General features: G+C 51.2%; 18 protein-coding genes. 6 read left to right on the top strand and 12 right to left on the bottom strand.

The genetic code is table 11. The features are described 5' to 3' along the window. Positions 1 to 69: 69 nt before the first annotated feature. The 4 genes from gyrB to dnaA form a co-directional block, all read right to left on the bottom strand. The gene (gene gyrB / locus AC5DB9_RS15055) at positions 70 to 2,490 is read right to left on the bottom strand and encodes a DNA topoisomerase (ATP-hydrolyzing) subunit B (RefSeq protein ID WP_273009596.1); all 2,421 of its coding nucleotides are present in this window, start codon (positions 2,488 to 2,490) and stop codon (positions 70 to 72) included. Between the two features lie 39 nt (positions 2,491 to 2,529). Then, a complete protein-coding gene (gene recF, locus AC5DB9_RS15050; RefSeq protein ID WP_286846412.1) occupies positions 2,530 to 3,702 on the bottom strand; it encodes a DNA replication/repair protein RecF in 1,173 nt (390 codons plus the stop codon). Positions 3,703 to 3,757: 55 nt separating this feature from the next. Further along, complete coding sequence (dnaN, locus tag AC5DB9_RS15045; protein WP_273009600.1) at positions 3,758 to 4,870, bottom strand: DNA polymerase III subunit beta; 1,113 nt, start codon at positions 4,868 to 4,870, stop codon at positions 3,758 to 3,760. Positions 4,871 to 4,971: 101 nt separating this feature from the next. After that, positions 4,972 to 6,408: a chromosomal replication initiator protein DnaA gene (dnaA, locus tag AC5DB9_RS15040; RefSeq protein ID WP_414711654.1), complete on the bottom strand. Its 1,437-nt coding sequence runs from the start codon at positions 6,406 to 6,408 to the stop codon at positions 4,972 to 4,974. Positions 6,409 to 7,008: 600 nt separating this feature from the next. On the opposite strand from dnaA, the gene rpmH reads away from it, so the two are divergent. The 6 genes from rpmH to AC5DB9_RS15010 all read left to right on the top strand — a co-directional run bounded on the left by rpmH (position 7,009) and on the right by AC5DB9_RS15010 (position 12,222). Beyond that, the gene (rpmH, locus tag AC5DB9_RS15035; protein WP_022958905.1) at positions 7,009 to 7,146 is read left to right on the top strand and encodes a 50S ribosomal protein L34; all 138 of its coding nucleotides are present in this window, start codon (positions 7,009 to 7,011) and stop codon (positions 7,144 to 7,146) included. A 29-nt stretch (positions 7,147 to 7,175) separates the two neighbouring features. Further along, on the top strand, positions 7,176 to 7,553 hold the full coding sequence (gene rnpA / locus AC5DB9_RS15030; RefSeq protein ID WP_273009605.1) for a ribonuclease P protein component: 378 nt from the start codon (positions 7,176 to 7,178) through the stop codon (positions 7,551 to 7,553). 4 nt (positions 7,554 to 7,557) lie between these two features. Continuing rightward, on the top strand, positions 7,558 to 7,818 hold the full coding sequence (gene yidD / locus AC5DB9_RS15025) for a membrane protein insertion efficiency factor YidD (protein WP_211218299.1): 261 nt from the start codon (positions 7,558 to 7,560) through the stop codon (positions 7,816 to 7,818). Continuing rightward, entirely contained in the window at positions 7,815 to 9,506 is a 1,692-nt protein-coding gene (gene yidC / locus AC5DB9_RS15020) for a membrane protein insertase YidC (RefSeq protein ID WP_273009608.1), read from the top strand. Before yidD ends, yidC begins: the two co-directional genes overlap by 4 nt. Positions 9,507 to 9,508: 2 nt before the next feature. Further along, positions 9,509 to 10,861, top strand: coding sequence for a tRNA uridine-5-carboxymethylaminomethyl(34) synthesis GTPase MnmE (gene mnmE / locus AC5DB9_RS15015; RefSeq protein ID WP_273009611.1), 1,353 nt, complete (start codon positions 9,509 to 9,511; stop codon positions 10,859 to 10,861). Between the two features lie 170 nt (positions 10,862 to 11,031). Continuing rightward, a complete protein-coding gene (locus AC5DB9_RS15010) occupies positions 11,032 to 12,222 on the top strand; it encodes a site-specific integrase (protein WP_104417152.1) in 1,191 nt (396 codons plus the stop codon). A gap of 45 nt (positions 12,223 to 12,267) precedes the next feature. Here AC5DB9_RS15010 and AC5DB9_RS15005 read toward each other — a convergent pair whose 3' ends face one another. The 8 genes from AC5DB9_RS15005 to AC5DB9_RS14970 all read right to left on the bottom strand — a co-directional run. Continuing rightward, entirely contained in the window at positions 12,268 to 12,612 is a 345-nt protein-coding gene (locus tag AC5DB9_RS15005) for a helix-turn-helix transcriptional regulator (RefSeq protein WP_104417153.1), read from the bottom strand. 60 nt (positions 12,613 to 12,672) lie between these two features. Continuing rightward, positions 12,673 to 14,349 carry a DUF927 domain-containing protein gene (locus AC5DB9_RS15000; RefSeq protein ID WP_491732074.1) on the bottom strand — a complete coding sequence of 559 codons (1,677 nt, stop codon included), beginning with the start codon at positions 14,347 to 14,349 and terminating at the stop codon, positions 12,673 to 12,675. A 15-nt stretch (positions 14,350 to 14,364) separates the two neighbouring features. Next, complete coding sequence (locus tag AC5DB9_RS14995) at positions 14,365 to 14,562, bottom strand: helix-turn-helix transcriptional regulator (RefSeq protein ID WP_104417155.1); 198 nt, start codon at positions 14,560 to 14,562, stop codon at positions 14,365 to 14,367. Between the two features lie 311 nt (positions 14,563 to 14,873). Continuing rightward, positions 14,874 to 15,362, bottom strand: a complete 489-nt coding sequence (locus AC5DB9_RS14990; protein WP_165794770.1) for a small multi-drug export protein — start codon at positions 15,360 to 15,362, stop codon at positions 14,874 to 14,876. A 10-nt stretch (positions 15,363 to 15,372) separates the two neighbouring features. Continuing rightward, complete coding sequence (locus AC5DB9_RS14985) at positions 15,373 to 18,420, bottom strand: efflux RND transporter permease subunit (RefSeq protein ID WP_104417157.1); 3,048 nt, start codon at positions 18,418 to 18,420, stop codon at positions 15,373 to 15,375. After that, positions 18,420 to 19,559, bottom strand: a complete 1,140-nt coding sequence (locus AC5DB9_RS14980; RefSeq protein WP_104417158.1) for an efflux RND transporter periplasmic adaptor subunit — start codon at positions 19,557 to 19,559, stop codon at positions 18,420 to 18,422. Before AC5DB9_RS14980 ends, AC5DB9_RS14985 begins: the two co-directional genes overlap by 1 nt. Positions 19,560 to 19,585: 26 nt before the next feature. Continuing rightward, on the bottom strand, positions 19,586 to 20,176 hold the full coding sequence (locus AC5DB9_RS14975; protein ID WP_104417159.1) for a TetR/AcrR family transcriptional regulator: 591 nt from the start codon (positions 20,174 to 20,176) through the stop codon (positions 19,586 to 19,588). A 458-nt stretch (positions 20,177 to 20,634) separates the two neighbouring features. After that, a partial coding sequence (locus tag AC5DB9_RS14970) for a GmrSD restriction endonuclease domain-containing protein (RefSeq protein WP_491732073.1) occupies positions 20,635 to 21,906 on the bottom strand: 1,272 nt, incomplete at its 5' end.

Raw genomic sequence — 21,906 nt, 5'->3', positions numbered from 1 at the left:
CCTCCTATACGGAAGCGGCTCCTTGAAACCTGACAACCTATGTCAGGACGGGACAGACAGATGTCAGCATTACACGTCGAGGTTGGCCACCTTCAGTGCATTGCTTTCGATGAAGTCCCGACGAGGCTCTACTTGATCGCCCATCAGACAAGTGAATATCTGATCAGCGGCAATCGCATCCTCAATCGTGACACGCAGCATGCGGCGGGCATCCGGGTCCATAGTGGTTTCCCAGAGCTGATCCGGATTCATTTCTCCCAGACCTTTATAGCGCTGAATGTTCACGCCGCGCTCCGCCTGAGCCATCAACCACTGCATCACCTCGTCAAACGACTCGACTTCCTGAGTTCGCTCACCACGCTTGATGTAGGCGCCTTCTTCGAGCAGCCCCTTCAGGCTTTCTCCCAGTTCAGCAATAGCCTGGTAGTCTGCGGACTTGAACAGGTCTCGCCCAAATCGATAGTTAGTGCTCACTCCGTGCGAAGTAATCTGCACTTCAGGCACAAAAATCTGCAGTTCGGCGTCTTCCACAATCCGCACGTCGTAGCGGTGCTGCGCATCGCGGGCTTCCAGCTCTACCGTCATTTCAGCCATCGCGGTTGCCCAGCTATCCATCGCGCTTCTATCAGAAAGCTGCTCCGGTGTTACCGTTGGCAGATGAACCAATTCGCGCAACAAGCGAGCAGGATAGATGCGCGACAGCCGCTGAGTAATATCCTCAACTTTACGATAGCTGTTAACCAGGGTTTCCAATCCCGCACCACTGATCGGCGCTGCATCGGGATTCACATACAGTGAGGCACCTTCCAGGGCGTTTTGCGTCAAATAGTTCGCCAATGCCCCTTCGTCTTTCAGGTACTGGTGTTGCTTGCCGCGACCAATTTTATACAAGGGGGGCTGAGCAATATACACATAGCCATTTTCGATCAGCTCAGGCATCTGTCTGAAGAAAAAGGTGAGCAGCAGTGTGCGAATGTGGGAGCCGTCGACATCCGCATCCGTCATGATAATAATCTGGTGGTAGCGAAGCTTTTCCAGATTAAACTCTTCTTTACCAATACCGCAGCCCAGCGCGGTAACGATGGTGCCCACCTCGGCGGAGGACAGCATCTTATCGAAGCGGGCTTTTTCAACATTAAGGATTTTACCTTTGAGTGGCAAAATGGCCTGCGTTCGCCGATCACGGCCTTGTTTGGCTGAACCACCGGCCGAGTCACCCTCCACCAGGTACAGTTCTGATAGGGCAGGGTCTTTTTCCTGACAGTCAGCCAGCTTCCCAGGCAGCCCGGCAATATCCAGAGCCCCTTTGCGTCGAGTCATCTCGCGGGCTTTACGGGCGGCTTCCCTTGCACGGGCGGCATCCAGCATTTTCTGCACAATTTGCTTGGCTTCATTCGGACTTTCCAGCAGGAAATCGCCAAATTTAGCCGCCATCGCCTGCTCGACAACTGTCTTCACCTCACTGGAAACCAGCTTGTCTTTGGTTTGAGAAGAGAATTTCGGGTCGGGGACTTTCACCGAAATCACGGCCGTCAGACCTTCACGCGCGTCATCACCGGTCGTTGAGACCTTGGCCTTTTTAGCCAGGCCCTCGCTTTCAATGTAGTTGTTGAGATTGCGAGTCAGGCCAGCACGGAAGCCCGCAAGGTGCGTACCCCCATCCCGCTGGGGAATATTGTTGGTGTAGCAGAAGATGTTTTCCTGAAAGCTATCATTCCACTGCAATGCGACTTCGACACCAATGCCATCGGCTTCGGTATTGAAATGGAAGACATTGTTAATCGCCGACTTATTGTTGTTCAGGTAGCCAACAAAGGCACTCAAGCCACCTTCGTAACAGAAGGTTTCCTTTTCACCGCTGCGCTCGTCGTGAAGCTCAATGTTGATGCCGGAGTTAAGGAAAGCCAGCTCACGAATCCGCTTGGCAAGGTAGTCAAAATGAAACTCGATGTTGGTGAATGTTTCTTTACTCGGCTTAAAGCGCACTTCGGTACCGCTGCGCTCAGTATCGCCAATCACCTCCAGTGGAGCTTGAGGGACGCCGTGTTTGTAAATTTGCTCATGAACCTTGCCACCGCGGCGGATAGTCAGACGCAGCTCTTCTGACAAGGCATTGACCACCGACACCCCGACGCCGTGAAGACCACCGGACACTTTGTAGGTATTGTCATCAAACTTACCGCCTGCGTGCAGAACGGTCATGATTACTTCGGCTGCTGAAACCCCTTCTTCGTGAATTTCAGTCGGAATACCACGGCCATCATCGCTTACCGTAATAGATTCATCGGGGTGAATGGTAATTTGTATTTTGCTGCAGTAACCGGCCAGGGCTTCGTCAATGGAGTTATCGACGACCTCAAACACCATATGGTGGAGCCCGGTTCCGTCGTCGGTGTCACCGATGTACATACCTGGCCGCTTTCTTACTGCGTCCAGACCTTTAAGCACCTTGATACTTGAGGAGTCGTAGTTTTTGTTTTCGTCAGTCATTCTTTGCCTCTAACACCAGCGCCTTGCCCTGCAGCAAGCCTATTTTTCTGCCTCGGCATTGCCTCGACAGCAATGTTCCACGTGAAACCTTTTCACTTTTTCAGCGCAAGCAAACCACGCCTCGTCCAGATCGGACTCATCTATGGATGTTGCAAAAACCTGCGCGCCCAACTGGGACACCACCGAAAACAGAGCAGCTCTACGCTGTCTGTCCAGCTCAGCCGGGAGGTCATCCAGCAGCAGCGCCACATCCAAACCCTCGGCGATCAACATCTTCGCCTGCGCCAATTTCAACGCACAAACAACGGTTTTTATCTGCCCTCTGGATAACACATCCTGAGCGGGCAAACCGCTCATGGAAAAGCGGATATCGGCACGATGAGGCCCAACTCGGGTAAACCCCTGCCTGGCATCCTGCTCCCGAGCCTGCTCCAAAATCTGGAGGAGAGCACTTTCACCGCCTTCACCCTCGCGATCATCCCAGCCGGGCGAAAAGCGCATCGACAAGGAAACATCATGCCCCTGGAAAGACGCGTCACCCAAGCTTGCCAGCAACTCGGCGGAAATTGCCTGATACGCCTTTTCCGTCAACTCGAACTGCCGCCTGCGCATGGCCGTAATTTTAGCCCCTGTCAGCGCGATTTCTTCTTCCCAGGGCGCCAGCATGGAAGGGGATAGTTTACCACGTCTGAGGAGGGCATTTCGCTGTTTCAACGCCTTTCTGTAACGACTCCACTCCTGATAAAAGCCTAGATGTTTCACGTGGAACACTGACCAGTCCAAAAACTGGCGCCTCACTGCTGGGGAGCCCTCCAGCAACATAAAACTATCGGGATTGATCAACTGAACCGGCAACAGACCGGAAAGGTCGGTAAAGGAGCGCAATCGCTCGCCGCCGTATTTAAGCACCAGCGACTTATCCTTCCCCCGTTGAATACCGAGATTCCGGCGGTCTCCCCCCGAATCAAGCAACGCGCGGACGACCAATGCTGGCGACTCAAACTGGATGATGCTTTCCACCTGCCGTGACCGAAACGATCGCGTCAACGAAAGCATATGAATCGCCTCAAGGATAGAGGTTTTCCCACTGCCATTACGGCCATGGATTAAATTGAACTGATCCAGATCTTCCAAACTGGCTTGTGCCAGATTGCGGAAGTGAGACAGATGCAACTCACGGATCAACATGAAAATAGAAGGGCTACGATACAAAAACGGCTGCCCGAAGACAGCCGATTGACGTTATTGCGGGTCGCAATCGCTGGCATTACAGCCTCATCGGCATAACAACGTACTGGCTGTCGCTGTTTTCGGCTTCTTCGACCAACGCCGAGCTATTGGAATCAGACATGGTGAACTTCACCGATTCGCTATTGATCGCAGACAGCACGTCCAGCAGATAGCTCACGTTGAAGCCGATTTCCAGGCTATCGCCCTCGTAGTCCACGGCTACGATTTCTTCGGCTTCTTCCTGCTCGGGGTTGTTAGCCACAATCTGCAGGTTGCCAGAAGTCAGCAAAAGGCGGATGCCGCGGTATTTTTCGTTCGACAAAATCGCTGTGCGCGCAAATGCCTGTTTGAGATCAGCACGGCTACCGAGAACCACCTTGCTACCACCGCGTGGCAACACACGCTCATAATCCGGAAACTTGCCGTCGATCAACTTGGACGTAAACGTGAACTCCGGCGTGACAACTCGAATATGATTACTGCCCACGAATAACTCGGCTTCTTCATTTTCATTGATGAGCAGCCTGCCCAACTCGATAACGCCTTTCCTCGGGAGAATGACCTGAGCCGTGTTGCTGACATTAATATCACCTTTGAGGCTAGCCATAGCCAGGCGATGCCCGTCAGTGGCCACCACCCGCAACATCCCGTTGCTCACTTCGAACAGCATTCCATTGAGGTAATAACGGACATCCTGCTGAGCCATCGCAAAACTGGTACGCTCAATCAGACGCTTAAGATCGCCTTGCTTGAGGGTAAAACGCTGCCCCCCGTGTCCTTGTTCAACACTGGGGAAATCACTGGCGGGAAGAGTGGACAGCTGAAACCGGCTGCGGCCGGACTTGATGATCAGCTTCTGTTCGTCTTGGCTGACATCAATAACCGCTCCATCAGGCAGCGCTTTACAAATATCCACCAGCTTTTTGGCAGGAACAGTAATTTCGCCAGCTTCCAGGCCCGCTGACGCTTCACCCAGATCAACGCGACCGATCAGCTCTACCTCAAGGTCCGTCCCTGTCAGTGAAAGTTGTTGACCATCCAGCACTAGCTGCACATTGGCGAGAATGGGAAGGGTCTGGCGGCGCTCCACCACACCGGCTACTAGGTTCAGGGGTTTGATGAGGGCGTCCCTGGATATGGAAAATTTCATCGTCTATCGTCCCGTTATTCGTATTGACCGCCAAGCGCCGAGCTGCGCTGGTGAAAAAGCTGGAATCTCTACACTTTATTACAAAAAGTGCATTAAAAACATCATGTTGTCAGCAGCCGGATCAAATTCTTGTAGTCCTCGCGAATGTCACCATCGCTATCGCGCAACTCTTTGATTTTCCGGCAGGCATGAAGCACTGTGGTGTGGTCCCGACCACCAAATCCCTCGCCAATTTCCGGCAAGCTATGGTTCGTCAGCTCTTTTGACAGCGCCATGGCCAACTGACGGGGCCGCGCCACCGAACGACTGCGCCGCTTTGACATCAGATCAGAAATCTTGATCTTGTAATACTCCGCCACCGTCCGCTGAATATTATCGAGACTCACCTGTTTATCCTGCAAGGCAAGCAAATCTTTGAGGGATTCCTTAATCAGCGGAATATCAATGGGGCGCGCCATGAACCGTGAGCTGGCAATCACTCGCTTCAGCACACCTTCCAGCTCCCGCACATTGGAACGAACACGCTGCGCAATAAAGAAAGCCGCGTCGGAGGGTAGGGCGATCTTCTCTTGCTCGGCCTTCTTCAACAGAATCGCCACTCGGGTCTCAAGCTCCGGCGGCTCCACCGCTACAGTGAGCCCCCAACCAAAGCGCGATTTCAGGCGCTCCTCCAAACCCTTTATCTCCTTGGGATAGCGATCGCAGGTCAAAATCATCTGCTGACCACCCTCCAACAGGGCATTAAAGGTGTGGAAAAACTCTTCCTGAGATCGCTCCTTGCCAGAGAAGAACTGAATATCGTCAATGAGCAGCGCGTCCACCGACCGGTAGTACCGCTTGAATTCATTGATCGCATTAAGCTGTAGCGCCTTCACCATGTCGGCCACAAAGCGCTCAGAGTGCAGATAGACTACGCGGGCATTGGGGTTTTGCTGCATCAGTGAATTGCCCACTGCGTGCATCAAATGCGTTTTACCCAGACCGACACCGCCATATAAGAACAAAGGGTTATAGGCTCGCCCGGGATTTTCCGCAACCTGACTGGCAGCAGCTCTCGCCAACTGGTTGGATTTGCCTTCCACAAAGGTTTCAAACGTATAGGCATCCATCAGGGAGCTCTGGTGACGGATCCCCCCCTCAACCTCGACCTGGCGCTGGACTGCCGGCGCGACGGGCGAGCTTGCAACAACAGGCTCCGGTTCACGGTATCCGGGATCCTCTATAAATTCCTCCTGAACAGATGCTGGGGGTGCCATCGCCGCACCAGGTGTCGACGCTAGCGCTGTGGTCACCGGGGGAGAGGGGGGCACAGAGACCGGCGGCGGCTGACGATCAGCGACTGCAAGCTCAATATTGATAGGCATTTCTTCGGGAGAAAACTCCGATACCAGCTCCCGAATACGTGCAAAGAAACGGTCATTGACCCAATCGCGCACGAAGCGGTTTGGTGCCAGCAAGCGGATCCAGCCGTCGCCAACTTCAAGCCGCAACGGACGAATCCAAGTGTTAAATTGCTGAGCTGGCAGTTCTTCTTGCAAATGACCGACGCAACGCTGCCATGTACCCTCAGACAAAATTTCGCTCCTACTTTCTTATATCCACGATAGACCCCGCCGTGAGCCCTGCGACCAATAATCAAAGGGCCTAACAATCACCGCGATAGGGCCGGTCGGGCTGGTCTCATTCGGTTACATGCCAACCCGGCATCCTCAATGCCCTGAAAACCCCAGAGCAGACCGCTGATTCTACGCCCAAGCAATGGGGTTATCCACACTTATCTTGATTTTATCAACAGCAAGAACAAACAAAAAAAGACTATTTTTTCAATGAGATATAGTAACAAAAAGGCGCTCACCAACGAAGACACCAACAGAAATGTGGATAACTCTGTGACCTCCCTGTGGATACAATGTGCAAAGCATGTGACAAGGCGATATTCTGAGTAGCACGGGCGCTGCCCAGTCTCTTGCAGAAACCCCGCAGGCCGCAAAATTAAAGGCTCTGCAGGCATTGCTATTCCCTCAGCCCTCCACTAAAATTCGCGATCCGATTTTTTGCCGCCCAGGCCCGGCTTCCGGTCTGGCGTCAGCAAGCACGAGGTGCTCCTGGCGAATCCGACACCACGAACGGACAGAACGATGAGCAAAAGAACTTTTCAACCCAGCAACCTGAAACGCGCCCGTACTCACGGTTTCCGCGCTCGTATGGCAACCAAAAACGGCCGCAAGGTGATCAACCGTCGTCGTGCCAAAGGCCGCGCCGTACTGTCAGCCTAATCCATCACGCAGGTAATGCTGGTATTGCAGTGGACTTCTGCTTTGATAAATCACTGCGACTACTCAATGCCGGCGATTACCAGGCGGTCTTTGATCATTCTCGTCTGAAGGTCTCGACCGCCGAGCTGCTGTTTCTCGCCAACAATAATGGTCTGGATCACCCGCGTCTGGGCTTAGTGATTGCCAAAAAGAATGTGCGCCTTGCCGTTCAACGCAATCGCGTAAAGCGCATTATTCGAGAAAGCTTCCGCCTACAGCGGTCGCGATTGCCCGGTATCGATGTTATTGTGCTGGCTCGTCGGGGAGTAGACCAACTCGACAACGCCGAGCTTCACCGCTGCTGCAAGCAGTTGTGGCGACAGCTTGAAAAATGCGCCGAGAAGCAGCTTCGCCAGCGAGAGGACTGACGCCTTGCAGCGCCTATTAATTGCCTGCATTACGTTTTACCGGCTGTGCATCAGTCCGCTGATGGCACCGCACTGCCGTTTCTATCCCACGTGTTCACACTACGCTGCCGAAGCCATCTCCCGCCACGGCGCCTTGCGAGGCACCTGGCTCAGTGTGCGCCGCATCGGGCGCTGCCACCCCTTCCACCCCGGTGGCTATGATCCGGTTCCACCCTGTCCGCACTGCGACAACCATTCCAATTCCACCAAGGCTATCAAGCAATGATTGATATTCAGCGCTACCTTCTTATTGCCGCTATCGCCGCCTTATCGGTGATGCTGCTCGTCGAGTGGAAAAACTTCGACGTTTCACCGAACGCGCCGCTGGCGGCCGCCGCCGATGTTGATACAAACACCTCTGAGCCGGCAGCGGACCTGCCATCCACCGAGGCCAACGGCGAGCTGCCCGCGGCACACGATGATGTGGCCGAGGCAATGCCTGAGCTCTCGAGCGGCACCGCCAGTAACGCCCGCTATGTGACGCTGAAAAGCGATGTGCTGGATCTGAAAATTGACCTTCAAGGCGGCGACATTGTGTACGCCGCCATGCTTGAGCACAAAGACGGCCTCGAATCAGACGATGCCTTTGTCCTGCTGGAGAACAACCAGCGCCGCCGCTTCACCGCCCAGAGCGGCTTGATCGGCAAAAATGCCACGGATACCGCTGATGGCCGCCCCCGCTTCCGCGCCGCCGAGGAAAACCTGACTCTCGCCGACGGTGAAGACAGTGTGAGCATTGACCTTCACTACGCCTACAGTGACGACATCAGCATTATCAAACGCTTTACCCTCCAGCGCGGTGACTATCTGATCGGCATGAAATACCTGATCGATAACCGCTCTACTGAGCCGTTCTCTGCGCAACTGTTCGGCCAACTGAAGCGCGGCAACAGCGCTGACCCCAGTGTCAATAACGACGGTCTGTTCGCCATGAAGCCGTTTATCGGCGTGGCCTACGCCACCAGCGAAGACCCCTACAATAAGCGTCCCTTCCAAAAACTGCGCGACAAGCCTGTTAAGGAAGAAATGGAAGGGGGCTGGATCGCGATCATCCAGCACTATTTTGTGAGTGCGTGGGTACCCGACCAATCGGCCAGCAACCGCTTCAATACCGTTGTCACCAGCAACGACATGAACATTGCCCGCTTTACCTCCCCCGCAACCAGCGTGGCAGCAGGCACGCAGGGTGACATCGACGCCGCTATTTATATCGGCCCCAAAGACCAGTATCGACTGGAAGAAATATCCCCCGGCCTCGAGTTGACCGTGGATTACGGCTGGCTGTGGTGGATTGCCCAACCCCTGTTCTGGCTGCTGACAAAAATCCACGGTGTGTTCGGCAACTGGGGCTGGTCGATTATCGTACTGACGCTGATGGTGAAGATCGCCTTCTTCCAGCTCAACGCCAAAGCCTTTACCTCAATGGCCAATATGCGCCGTGTTCAGCCCAAACTCATGGAATTGCGCGAACGCTACGCCGACGACCGTCAAAAGCAATCCCAGGCCATGATGGAGTTGTATAAAAAAGAAAAGATCAATCCCATTGGCGGCTGCCTACCCATGCTGGTGCAAATGCCCGTGTTCATTGCGCTCTACTGGGTATTGATGGAGAGTGTAGAGCTTCGCCACGCCCCATTTATGCTGTGGATTAACGACCTCTCGGCGATGGACCCTTACTTTATTCTGCCGCTGATCATGGGCGTCTCCATGTTCATACAGCAGAAGCTTAATCCGCCACCGGCTGACCCGATGCAGGCGAAGATCATGCAATGGATGCCCATTGTGTTCACCTTCTTCTTCCTGTTCTTCCCTGCAGGTCTGGTGCTGTACTGGGTCGTCAACAACACCCTGTCGATTGTGCAGCAATACATCATCACGCGGCGCATTGAAAAAGCCGGTCTTTCGACCCGCTGATTATGAGCCGCAGCGATACCATCGCCGCCATTGCCACGCCTCCCGGCAAGGGCGGCGTCGGCATCGTGCGTATTTCCGGCCCCGACGCTCTTCGCATTGCCCAGGCGCTGATGAGCCGGGCACCGGAACCACGCCGCGCCCATTTTGCCCACTTCCGGGAAGTGCTCGACGGCCAGACCGATGTGATCGATCAGGGCCTTGCGCTCTACTTTCCAGGCCCCAATTCTTTTACCGGCGAAGACGTGCTGGAACTCCAGGGTCACGGTGGCCCGGTAATTATGGATCGGCTGCTGAAAGCCTGTCTTCGCTCTGGCGCGCGCATGGCCCGCCCCGGAGAGTTCTCCGAACGCGCCTTCCTCAACAATAAAATTGACCTGACCCAGGCAGAAGCCATTGCTGATCTGATCGACAGCGCGTCAGAACAGGCCGCCCGTCAGGCCATGCGATCGCTGGACGGCGCCTTCAGCCGCGAAATTGATCAACTGGTGGAAGCCGTTACCGTGCTGCGCATCTATGTTGAGGCCGCCATCGACTTTCCCGAAGAGGAGATCGATTTTATCAGCGATCGTCGCATCGCCGACGACCTCGACAACATCAAACACCAATTGGACCGGGTAAGGGCGTCCGCTCGACAGGGTAGCCTGATGCGCGATGGTATGACCGTTGTCATCGCCGGCAAGCCGAATGCCGGTAAATCCAGCCTGCTCAACGCCTTGGCCGGGAGAGAATCGGCCATCGTCACGGATATTGCAGGCACCACGCGGGATGTTCTGCGCGAAAATATTCTTATCGACGGTATGCCACTGCACATCATCGATACGGCCGGTCTCCGCGACAGCGATGATCCGGTAGAACAGGAGGGCATTCGCCGCGCCTGGCAGGAAATCGACAAGGCCGACCGCATTCTGTTGATTGTGGACAGCAACCAGAGCGACAACGCCAGCATACCGGAGGCGTTCCAAGCTCACGCCAACGACGGAAAACTCAGCCTGATTTTCAACAAATGCGATCTCAGCGGACAGACGCCGAGAGAGGAAGAGGGCGAACCACCACGACTCTACCTCAGCGCGAAGCAGGGCGACGGTATTGAACTGCTGCGGGAACATCTGAAAAATTGTGTTGGCTTTGAAGACGGCGACAGCCCCTATATCGCCCGCCGCCGTCATATCGAAGCACTGGAGACCGCCCAGCAGCACCTCCAAGAAGGCGAGCAGCAACTGCGGGAATTTCAGGCCGGAGAGTTACTCGCCGAAGAACTGCGGCTGGTCCAGCAAAGCCTGTCGGAAATCACCGGCGCATTTACCTCTGACGACCTGCTGGGCAGAATCTTTTCCAGTTTCTGTATCGGGAAGTGAAACTGCCAAAAAGATCGAAAAGCATCCAATCAAATACAAATAAGACATTGTTTTATAAAGAAATTTATTCTATTTCTTTGCAAGCAGTTTGATCCGTTTTGCCCCCTCTTGCTCCGTGTGTGCTCCGAGTATAAGTTTTCGGAGCACTCGGAGCACAAAAGGAGCAAAACATGAAAATCACTATCCAAAAACGCGAACCAGACAAGAACGGCCACCGTGCCTTGCGACTGGTCTACTATCACGGTTCCAAGACGGGTCAGAACGGTTCTCGGGCGCAGAAGCGCTCATATGAGCCCCTGAACCTGTTCCTCTACGACAAACCCCGCCTTCCGGCGGAGCGTGAGCACAACAAGACCGTGAATCAGAAGGCTGAGGCCATCCGGGCAAAGCGGCTGTTGGAAATCGAGTCGTCACGACATGGCTTGGATGATCGGACCAAGCTTTCTGCCAGCTTCTTCGATTACTTCGATCAACTGACTGACGAGAAAGCTTCCGGAAGCAAATCCAACCATTCGATCTGGATCTCCACCCGTCATCACCTGCACCGCTTCCATGGCTTGTCTGAACTGACCTTTGAACAAGTCGATAAGCGATTCCTGGAGGGGTTCCGGCACTACCTTCAGCATGAAGCCACCACCAAATCCGGTACCAAACTGGCCAAGAACACGACCAGCAGTTACTTCAACAAGGTTCGGGCTGCGCTCAACCAGGCCTATCGGGATGGCATTGTCCGTGACAACCCGGTTCAACAGGTCAAGTCCATCAAGCCGGAAAACACGAAGCGGACTTACCTGACCCTCGAAGAGGTCCGGGCTCTAACCAAAGCCGAATGCCGGTATGAAGTGCTGCGGCGGGCTTTCCTTTTCTCCTGCACCACAGGCCTTCGCTGGTCAGACATCCACAAGCTGGTCTGGGGTGAGATAGAGGAATTCGCCGATGGCCACTACCGCATCATTTTTCGGCAGAAGAAGCTTGTGAACGCCGGGAACTCACTGCAATACCTGGATCTTCCAGACTCGGCTGTGAGATTGCTAAACCTGGAGAATCGCGGCAAGCCGGGTGATCGCGTATTCAAAGGTCTGAAGTATGACTCCTACACCAACGTTGCATTGGCGCAATGGGTCATGCGAGCGGGTATCACCAAGAGTGTGACTTTCCATGCCGGACGGCACACCTTTGCGGTCAATCAACTGGCCAGGGGTGTGGATATCTACTCGTTGTCCCGGCTTCTGGGCCACAGCGAGCTCAGAACAACGGAAATCTATGCGGACATACTCGAAACTCGCCGTACAGAGGCCATGAGGAGTTTTCCTGACATATTTGAGGAGACACTGGACGAGGTTGGGGAATGTGCAGCCTAAGTGACGAGAGGGGCTTTCAAAGCCCCTCTTTACACCTGCCCCACATCAAACACTCCGCCGTCCTGGTCTTCGATGGCTCACCAGATGCTGAGCAGCCGCCTTTTCGATCTCGTCCGCCGTCGCAATCCGATTCGACTGGAGCCACTTCAGAATATCTGCACGGCGAAAGAAAATCCGGTGACCATTTGGTTTGAAATGAGGGATCTTCTTTTGGGAGGTTAGCTGGTACAGGGTGCTTTTCTTTAGCCCAGTGTATTCCGCACACTCCTCAAGGCTCATGATCTCCTTGTCGGCCTCCGGCGCCTTGCTATCATTGATATGGTCTAAAATGATTTTTTTAAGGATCATCATGTCCTGCAATACTCGCTGTAACATTTCTTTTTCTGTCATCGCTCTACCCCTACACCGCCATAACCAAAGTGGGAAAACTGGGAAATTGGGAACACCACGTCAGTCCTCATGTTCAACCCTCTCCAGCTCTTCAAGTTGCCGCCTAACTTGGTCAGGCCTGAGCGCGAAAAACCGCTGTAAATCTCCATTGACCCTGGTTTTGTAGGTCCCCCGAGAACGCTCATTACTTACCAGGCAGTCACGCTGTAACAGCACTTCCACTTCCCTCATGTAATGGGTCGGCAGCCCGAGCCGCTTCAGGAAGTGCGATTTATAGATCAACCACAACTCGCGCCCATCGTGTGAGCGTCGAAAACCAGCACCCCCCTGGCCACTCGCTTGTTCAATATCACTGAGACTACGCTCCCAGACTTTCATTGCCCGCTCCAGCGCTTTGAGAAGCCGGAATTCCTCAGAGTTTCTGGAGTGGCCTCTATTATCCAACCAAGCCTTCAGAGTTCTGTGGACTGCCGATAGAGACTCCTCTTCTGACCATGGTAGGATGAAATTTCTGCTTCCGAGACAAAGTGCTGCACCTATCAAGGCAAACCGCCGGATGACACGTTGCACCTGGGATGCCATCTGATCGTTTGACCACGCACCGCTCAAACGACCAACCTCGTGATTTAGATACTGACTGAGCTCAGTGTGACGCTCGGTCAGTAACGAAACCCACTCCCGAATGACTGAGCCGTGGTAGCGCTGACAAGACGATTTAAGCTCGTCCACAAATTGTTGAGGATGCTTGTGACCATACAATTCGTCGAACGCACCGTAGGTCCCAAACACTGGGAGCTCCACCAGGCGTATTTGCTGACCAGCGCGTAACGGTTTACCGATCTGCTGAAGCAGCTCAGCAATCCAGACTTCACCGCTACTCAACACCAGCGTTCGCCAGTGCGACGTTGCGGCCAGCTCGCCGGAAACGTTTGCGCGTAACTTCCCTGAGCCGTTCATGATCTGATATATCGCCGTATCGATGTCTTCCGGACGGGCCATACCGATCTCATCCAACGGCAGCAGCATGTCGTTGTGCTCTGAGGAGACTGCCGCTAATCCGTTGCTGGTTGAGATCCAACTGCGGACATAGCGGTTGTTCCCGTAGACGCTGGCTGCCAATTGCAACAAGGTCGTCTTCCCAGTCGACGATGTTCCAACCAGATGGATAGCGCCATTTTCCATCCCAGCAGATGCAATCAGTGGCGCCGCCAGTGCCGTGCCAATGCTGAATATTGCTAATGGATTGCCTCGGCATAGCTGCCCGACATAAGTCTGCCAGTCGCTGAGACTTCCAGACTCCTCTAACGTCGGAGAGCCTGATAATTGGCCTACGAAATGGTACGGTTCTTCAGCTGAGCCGATCGTCCAGTTACTGGTGGCAAATACTCCACCGTGCCAACCCGTTCGATTAACCACTGTCGCCGGTTCGGCCAGAGCCATCTGTTCCAACAGATAGTGCTGAAGCCGGCTCCAGCTCGCCTGCCCGGGTGTCAGTGGATAACCGGTATCAACCAGCATATCCCGTACCTGCCGGGCATTGTCACTGTTGAGATCTCGCGCATACACGACCTCGCGTAACTTCACACCATCGAAATTCTGCCATTCCAGCAACGCTCCGTGCCCGTGCCGTTTGTCAGTTAGCCTGGTGCGAGCCATTACCTGAATCCAGCCACCGACACGCTGCCAATGGTCCCCTGATAAGGCATAGAGCCCGTCATCTTGCAGTTTGTATTGCATATCACGCAGCCCCTCTCACAGCTTGTCCAGCCACGCTTTTACATCCTGGTAGCGAAAGCGAACGGCTCGGCCATTGGGATTTGGCTTCACTGGTGCCGGAAACCGGCCTTGCTTTACGTAGCGCCGTAAAGTTGCCTGTGACATTTTCAAAACAGTGCAAACTTCCTCATAGGTCAGCAAACACTCTTTTGAGGTGGTTATCTGTTTCTTCATGACTACTCCTGATTTTTTGTGAATCAATCGGGGGTAATCATCGGAAATATTCGTCTTGGGGGAGAACCGTGGAATTGCCCTTAAAGGGCACAAAGGCGAGGGTGGATGATAACTTGTTGATAATTAATAGATAAAAATCAAAATAAATTAAAAAAAACAAGTCATTACTGGAAATTTATGGCTTGCGCGAGTGGGTTTTGCGCATTTTATGATCAAATTAGCTATGTGTCTTTCACATGTGAAAGTCAGTGCTCGTTATCAGCTGCATTTTTTGATGCACTGAAACTGATAACCACTTTCTACATCAGCCACTAACCTGAAAATGGTAGCTGTTTACCATCTGACACTTCGGTAATGCCTATTCCCGCTAGAAAGCCGAAGAGCAACGAACAAAAAATCAATGACAAGGTAAACCAAAATAGTACACTTCGTTTTGTAGCTCCCATTGCCATAGCAAATGCGGCCGCAGCATGGACCCCAATAAGAAAAGGACCAAGAAAAGCTAAGCCAGGAACACCGAACTTTTCAAGAATTCGGTGTTTTCTGTCTTTACGTTCAGGTACGGATTCAGCTATATCATCAGTTTCAGATTTTTTTAGCCAACGGCGGACAAAAGCAGTTACTTTTTCACTGGCGTAGATAATCGGTAGTAAAGATACAAGGTTGCCGATAAAGCCAACCATAGCTGCGGGGAACCACGGCAAACCGGCCACTACTCCTAAAGGTACGGCAATCCACACTTCCAGAACCGGAATCGCGGCCCCAACAAATACACTTACATAAAGCATCAACTCATTCATGAAAAAGTTCCTACGCGTTCGCGCTCTTTTTATTAAAAAACAGTACATACAGGCTTGGAACAACGATAAAAGATGCCACGGTACCCGAGATAAGTCCGCCCATAATTACAACATTAAACGATCTCCATAAGGGATCATTCGCTATGAGTAACGGAAGAAGTCCAAGTATCGTTGTTATTTGGGTTAACATAATTGGACGAAATCGTTCCATCAAAGCCGATTTAAGGGAATCGAGCTCAGATTTCCCCGATTCTTTTTCAATATCGACCTGCTCAATAATTAACATAGCATTCGATACAATAATCCCTATTAAGGCGAATATGGCCAGATTCGCCATAAAATCGAAAGGAAGACGGAAGATAACTAGCGCGAGCAGCAAGCCGATGGCACAAAAAGGTACGCTCAAGACGATAATTGTCACTTTTCTAAACGAATTATACTTATAAATAAACAGTATAATCATTGCTAAGATACACAATGGTAAGAAAGCAAATATCGCTTCTGCTGTAACTTCACTTTCTTCAATCTCACCACCAAACTGTACTTGAACGCCAAATTGCTCTTTTACTTCATCAATAGTGTTTGATATGGAGTTAACTAATTCTTTTGATGTCATTGAAGGATTCAATGCTGTCACCGTGACCGTCGGTGTTAGGTTGCGCTTCTTAATAAGTGACGGATCATGCCTGGTTTCAATGATCGCTATATCAGATAGATATACCGGTTTAGACGAGGACTCGGGGAATACTTGGATATTCTCCAATTGAGATAATGATAAATTCTCCGATAAATTCGTGCTCAGTACGATTGGAATTTGATACTCGCCCTCCCGAAGTACTGAGGCATTTTCTCCCAAACTATGTTCACGGAGTGCTAATAAGATATCCTCACGAGTCACCCCTGTGGATAGAGCTGCGGGACGATCAACCTTTACCAGAAAGTTCGTAACGGAACGTTCCCAATCTTGCTTTACGTTAATAGTGTGCTCTACCTCGTTGAGAGCTCCTTGAATAGCATCTGAAGCCTTTAGAATATTCGATTGCTTGTTACCAATAAGACGAATAGCGGCCTCTCCTGGCGGCGTGGAGCCCATAAAGAACGGGTTGATTTCGAGTTCGGCAAAAGGATACTCAGGAGGCATTTCTGCTCTTAGTTTATCGACAAACTCGCTGACAAGCGTATCTTTGGTGACGTTTACAACAAAATATGCCGAGTGAGGTGCTGGTTCAGGAGGGTTTAAACCAAGGATAAAGCGCGGTCCGCCTTCACTTACATAAGCTGTTGCACCTGTAATTTCCGGGAACCGATCATCATTACTTAGCCACTGAGTCATCTCTTCAGCTACAGCAGCCGTTTGTTCCGCTGGCGTGTTCGCTGGCAGCTCAACAGAAATCTGTAGTTGAGAACGTTCTGAAGGCGGGAAGAACGCCTCTGGGATGGTGCTTGACACAAACAATGCCACTACAAGACTTAAAACCGAAGCACTTAGAAACAACTTCGGACGCGAAATAACCTTGTCCCAAAAGGAAGACATTACGTTCATTACATAGGAAGGTTTACCGCCAGAGATCCCCCGGGTCTTGGACGATTGATTGATAAACCATTTAGCCATGATTGGTGTTAACATCGTAGCGACAAACCATGAAACAAGCAGCATCACACCAATGACAATAGTTAGTGTCTGCATATAAATAGCAGTAATATTGTCAGTGAACACCGGGGGAGCAAAAGCCAATATCACGGTTAAACTAGCAATAAGAATGGGCGTCCCCAGAGTCTTTCCCGCAGATAAAGCAGCCGACTCTCTCTCCTCGCCTTGCGCTACCCTTTTTGAGATGTCTTCAACAATGACCATGGGATTGTCAACGAGTATACCTAAGGCAATGATGAACGACGCAATGCTTACTTCGTTGAGTTCTACGCCAAAAATTCTTAGAAAAACTAACGTGATAACACCCGTGACAGGAACAGCCAGTGCCACCAAAGATCCCGCACGAAGACCCAAGGCAAGTACAGTGACGATCGTCACCACTAGAATAGTTTCGAGCAGCGTTGAAATCATTTTCGATATCACTTGATCAACGACTTTCCCCTGATCAGTGATGGTTTTCATTTGGTAACCTACCGGTAGCTCACTCCCCCATTCGTCCAGCTTACGGCGCAGTTGCTTGTTAAAATCCACCATATTAAGCCCAGGCGCCATATAACCAGCAACAACAATGGCCTGATCACCATCAAGGTATGCTGCACTATTCAGAGGTCTAGCCGGAACCCTGGTGACATCGGCAATATTTTTCAACGGAAGCATAGATCCGTCTGGTAGCGATATCACGGTTTCCTTAACTTCAGCCAGTTCGTCATAACTGCTCTCAACAAAAATTCGGCTTTGCTGAGTATCAAAATTGATACGCGCTACTTCCCCGAGAGAATTGCTCTTACTCAGTTGTAAAAAGATGTCATTAGGGTTCAGCGCATACTGTGATGCCACAAACGGCTTAAGTTCTATTGATATCTGTTCATCGGCAACACCGTGCAACGTAACTTTGTCCATCCCTGGAATACTATAAAGATAATTGCGAAGCTCATTTGCCTTGTCCCTCAACTCTCTAAAAGAATAATCCGTTGCACTTAGCGCTACTGTCATCACGGCTACCGCATCGTAATTATCATTAACGAATGGCCCTGATACCCCCTCCGGCAACTCAGTAAGTACATCGTGCATTCTCGCTCTGACTCTAAGCCACGCATGCGAATAACTTGGCGTACCATCTTTTATTTCAAGAGAGAGATAAATTTCTCCTGCCCTTATTGAGGTCGTAATATTTTTCGTTTCTTCTAATTCTCGCAACGCTCGCTCAATTGGTCGTGCAATAAGGGCTTCTGTCTCATAAACATCTAAGGCTGGGTGGTAAGCCGTTATGATGGTTTGGTTGATAGGTAAGGTGGGCTCCTCCCGAGAAGGGTAATCCGGATATAATGCCAGACCCGTGATCGTTAGTATTATGAAAATAAATAAAACAAGTCGGCTGTTTTTTATCGAAAAAGCAGTAATAGACATTATCGTACTTCCTCAGCCGGTCGAACCTTCTGACCCTCACTGATAAAGGCAGCACCCGCAGCAACATACGAATCTCCTTTCTGAAGATCACTTTTAATCCAGTAGCCACCTTCTTCAGCGTTAACAATACGGATGCCTGCTTTACTAACTCTCCCGGTTTTTTCGTTGTACTGGTAAACAAAAGGATTCCCATCAGTAGGCTCAGCAACAACAGCACTGTGAGGCACAAATATCGCGCCTTCTCCGTCGGGCATTCGATAACTGACGCTAACCACTAATCCTGGCAAAGGGCGTTTTTCTCGGGAAGTGTCGAGACGAAGTCTAACGGGGAAATTTAATCCCTCGTTTGCTCGCTCACCCAAATGCTCGACGGTGGCATTAAAATATGACCCCCGATAGTTCACTGTGATCTCTAGTTCTTTGTCATTTGATATATACTCTGCCAGATCACCGGGAATTGATGAGTCAACGATGAACTTCTCCATGCCGTCAAATGTAAAAGCGACTTGATTTGCAGTGACTTCTTCGAAGGGTTCGACACTACGACTTGAAATGACCCCATCATAGGGTGCCTTGATAGCGGTTTTAGAAAGGTTTCGCTCTGCAAGCCTGATTTGTGCCAGGGCATCACGGAGCGTCGATTGAGCGTTTTCGTATGTCGATCTGGCAGCATCTAAATTCTGTTCAGATACAGAGTTATTTTCACGCAACCGCACGAGTCGCTCATAATTTGTTTTAGCTTCTTCAAATGTAACCCGCGCTTTCTCAGCTTCAGAGCGAGCGCTCTCAAGGGCAAGCCTATAGGGCTCCTGATCCAGAACAGCCATCACATCTCCGGTGTTGAGCTGCGCGCCAATATCGAAGAGAACGTCGTTCACTGTACCATCAACACCAAAAGACAATTGGCTTCGGTTTTCTGTCTGTGTCACTCCTGGAAAACGAATGCTATTAACATAAGCATCGTCGGCCACACTGTTAATCGATACGGCTCTTACGTTTTCTGTAGCAGTTTGGGTCGGTTCTTCACTACAGCCCTGTAACAGCAGTAAAGTACAAATAAGCATGCCTAATACGAAAACTCGATTAGCCCGTGCATAATAAATATGTAACTGATCATTTATATAAATAAGCGATGTCAATTTGTGAAGTCCTATAAACGAAAATACTAAGGTCGAGGTCTTAAAAGCGTTTGTATAAACAGCCTTAACATGTCAGGCGAATACTCGGCGTCAGCCGTTGCAATATGGCAGGATATTCCGTCAATATATGCGAAAATAAAATGAGTTATCTGTTCAGGCGTTAGGTGATTACTAATTACGCCCGTGTCTTGTGACTTTTTAAACATCGAGCACGAAACATCATAAAGCTCCTTGCTTGAATTAAGTACAATCTTCTTTATCTCGGGGTTTCTAGACGATTCCGCGAGTATTTCTAAGTACATAATTGTTCCGGTCGTGTCACCGGTGAGGTGCGCTTCTTTCTCCAGAGCTGTTTGAAAGTCGTCGGCGCTTTCTACTCTTTTGAGGGCAGCCATGTCTCTTGAAAAATATCGCTTGGCGATTTCCAAGATCAACTCATTTTTTGAGGAAAAATATTGGTAGAGGCTAGCTTGACTAACGCCAGCCATTCGAGAAATCTCAGCGATTCCAGCCCCGTGAAAGCCTTTCTTAACGAAGCACTGGATGGCACCATTAATGATTCGCTCTATTTTCGCTTCACGAGCAGCATAATTGATTGGACGGCCAATATTCGACATCTTCACACCTTAATTAAGTGAATAATCATTTATATAATATACCGGTAGCATTGTCAACCATAAAGGTCCTTTCAGAGCCCCATTCAAGCCCTATTAGTAAACATCTACACCAACAATCGCGCAAAGAGTCCTTTTCGAGGCTCTTAAGAGAGGGAGAAGTGCTGGCAGGGAGGTTACTGGACTGAGAGCACGTCGTTTCCACCTGATTTGGAAAAACCACGCACTGGGATTCCGGCGACAACTTATCCAGATTAGTAGCGTATGTGCTGCTCATATCTCCAAGAGGCGACCTATTAGAGCGCATGGAATGGGCTCAAAGTTATCCAAATCAGATAGGTATGTGTAGCGATTGGAAAGTCCTCCAGGAGAGTCCCCGACCGCTGTTGGAGAACTCTCGCTCATTGTGATCGTCCAGCCACTACTTTCCGCCCCAGTTGCCGGGGCGCTGTTCCCACTGCTCAATCAGCATCGTTCCCCATCTGCTTTTCGAACGCCTGTCGAATGAGCCCCATTACATAGGCCAGCTCAGATTCCTCACTTAACCCTACTTCTACATCGCCATTTCCCCAACGTCCGAGGTTGGTCACGTCACGAGCCATCCCTTTCGGATCGCTCAACTCGTGAAACGGCATATTCAGAGACAGTCGCAAACGGGTCTTTTGCGGGACCACATCGACAAAGTTCGTCTCGGCTTTGAACGCTATATAGAGCTTGAGAACTTCTTCAGTGACGCTCGGGTCGAGCGCCTGGACTTCCTTTCGGAGCTGCTCAAATAGAGCGCGCATTGGGGTCCCGTTTGCTAGTTGAGGGTGATCCTCAAGATTGTAGGCTTCTGGTTTGACGGCCACGTTGCGGTAGGTATCGAGGATCTCGTCCGGCAATACCGGAGCCGCCCAAACCCGCACCGCTTCCTGGGCCAGCTTGGCGGCCCGATTCTTAATTGAGTCCTCATTCCATGCTTCTACAGCTCCCAGGCCCTCGTTGAGCCGTAGAGGGCTTTGTTTGAATCCGCCCTGCATATCGCGCTTCTCGATGAAAGCTCGGTCGCTGTACTCTGAGTTGTAGCCCGTAAGAGTCAGGTTACCCAGCGTATGCAGCCAGGTTTCATGCACACGCTTCCATTCCGGACCTAGCTCATCCTTCCATCTAGCAGACAGATTCTCATTCTGCGGCATGATGTGTTCAATCGTGTATTCGTCGACCGGAACCCGCTCCTTGCGCTCGAAATTCTCCAGGCGGCGTAACCAGTAACTCCGGCTGCGGAAATTATAGAGATCGCGTACTGCCAGTTCCCTTTTGAACTCTTCGTCATTCGGAAAACGCCGGTATGACTTCAAACCGAGCAGGTGAGCCTTGACGCTCTCCAGGTAACGGTTCTTCTGCAATGATTTGTGAAAGGTCGCAAAGGTCTTGTTCAGCGAGTTTGTGGGGATGGCACAAACGGCACGACGGAACACATAAGCCTCGATCAGCCGAATAGCGCTATGAAAGTCATCTTGGGACAGATTGTCCTGTTGGTAATCATGGTAAAGTTCCAACAGAAACGGATATGCCACATCGACTTTGAGTTCACGCAGATCTTTAAATGCCATTCCGAGCTGTTTATCTGTTTCTTTCCCCAATGCCATCGCACAAAAATACCGAGCGAAAGCATGTATTTCGGCAACCAATGAATCGACACCAGCACTCGCAACTTCGGCGCGACGTGAATGCTGTTTGAAAGCCTCGTA

The organism is Spongiibacter sp. (assembly GCF_984394615.1).
The sequence above is the reverse complement of the archived record's forward strand: the minus strand, read 5'-3'. Positions and strand labels throughout refer to the sequence as shown.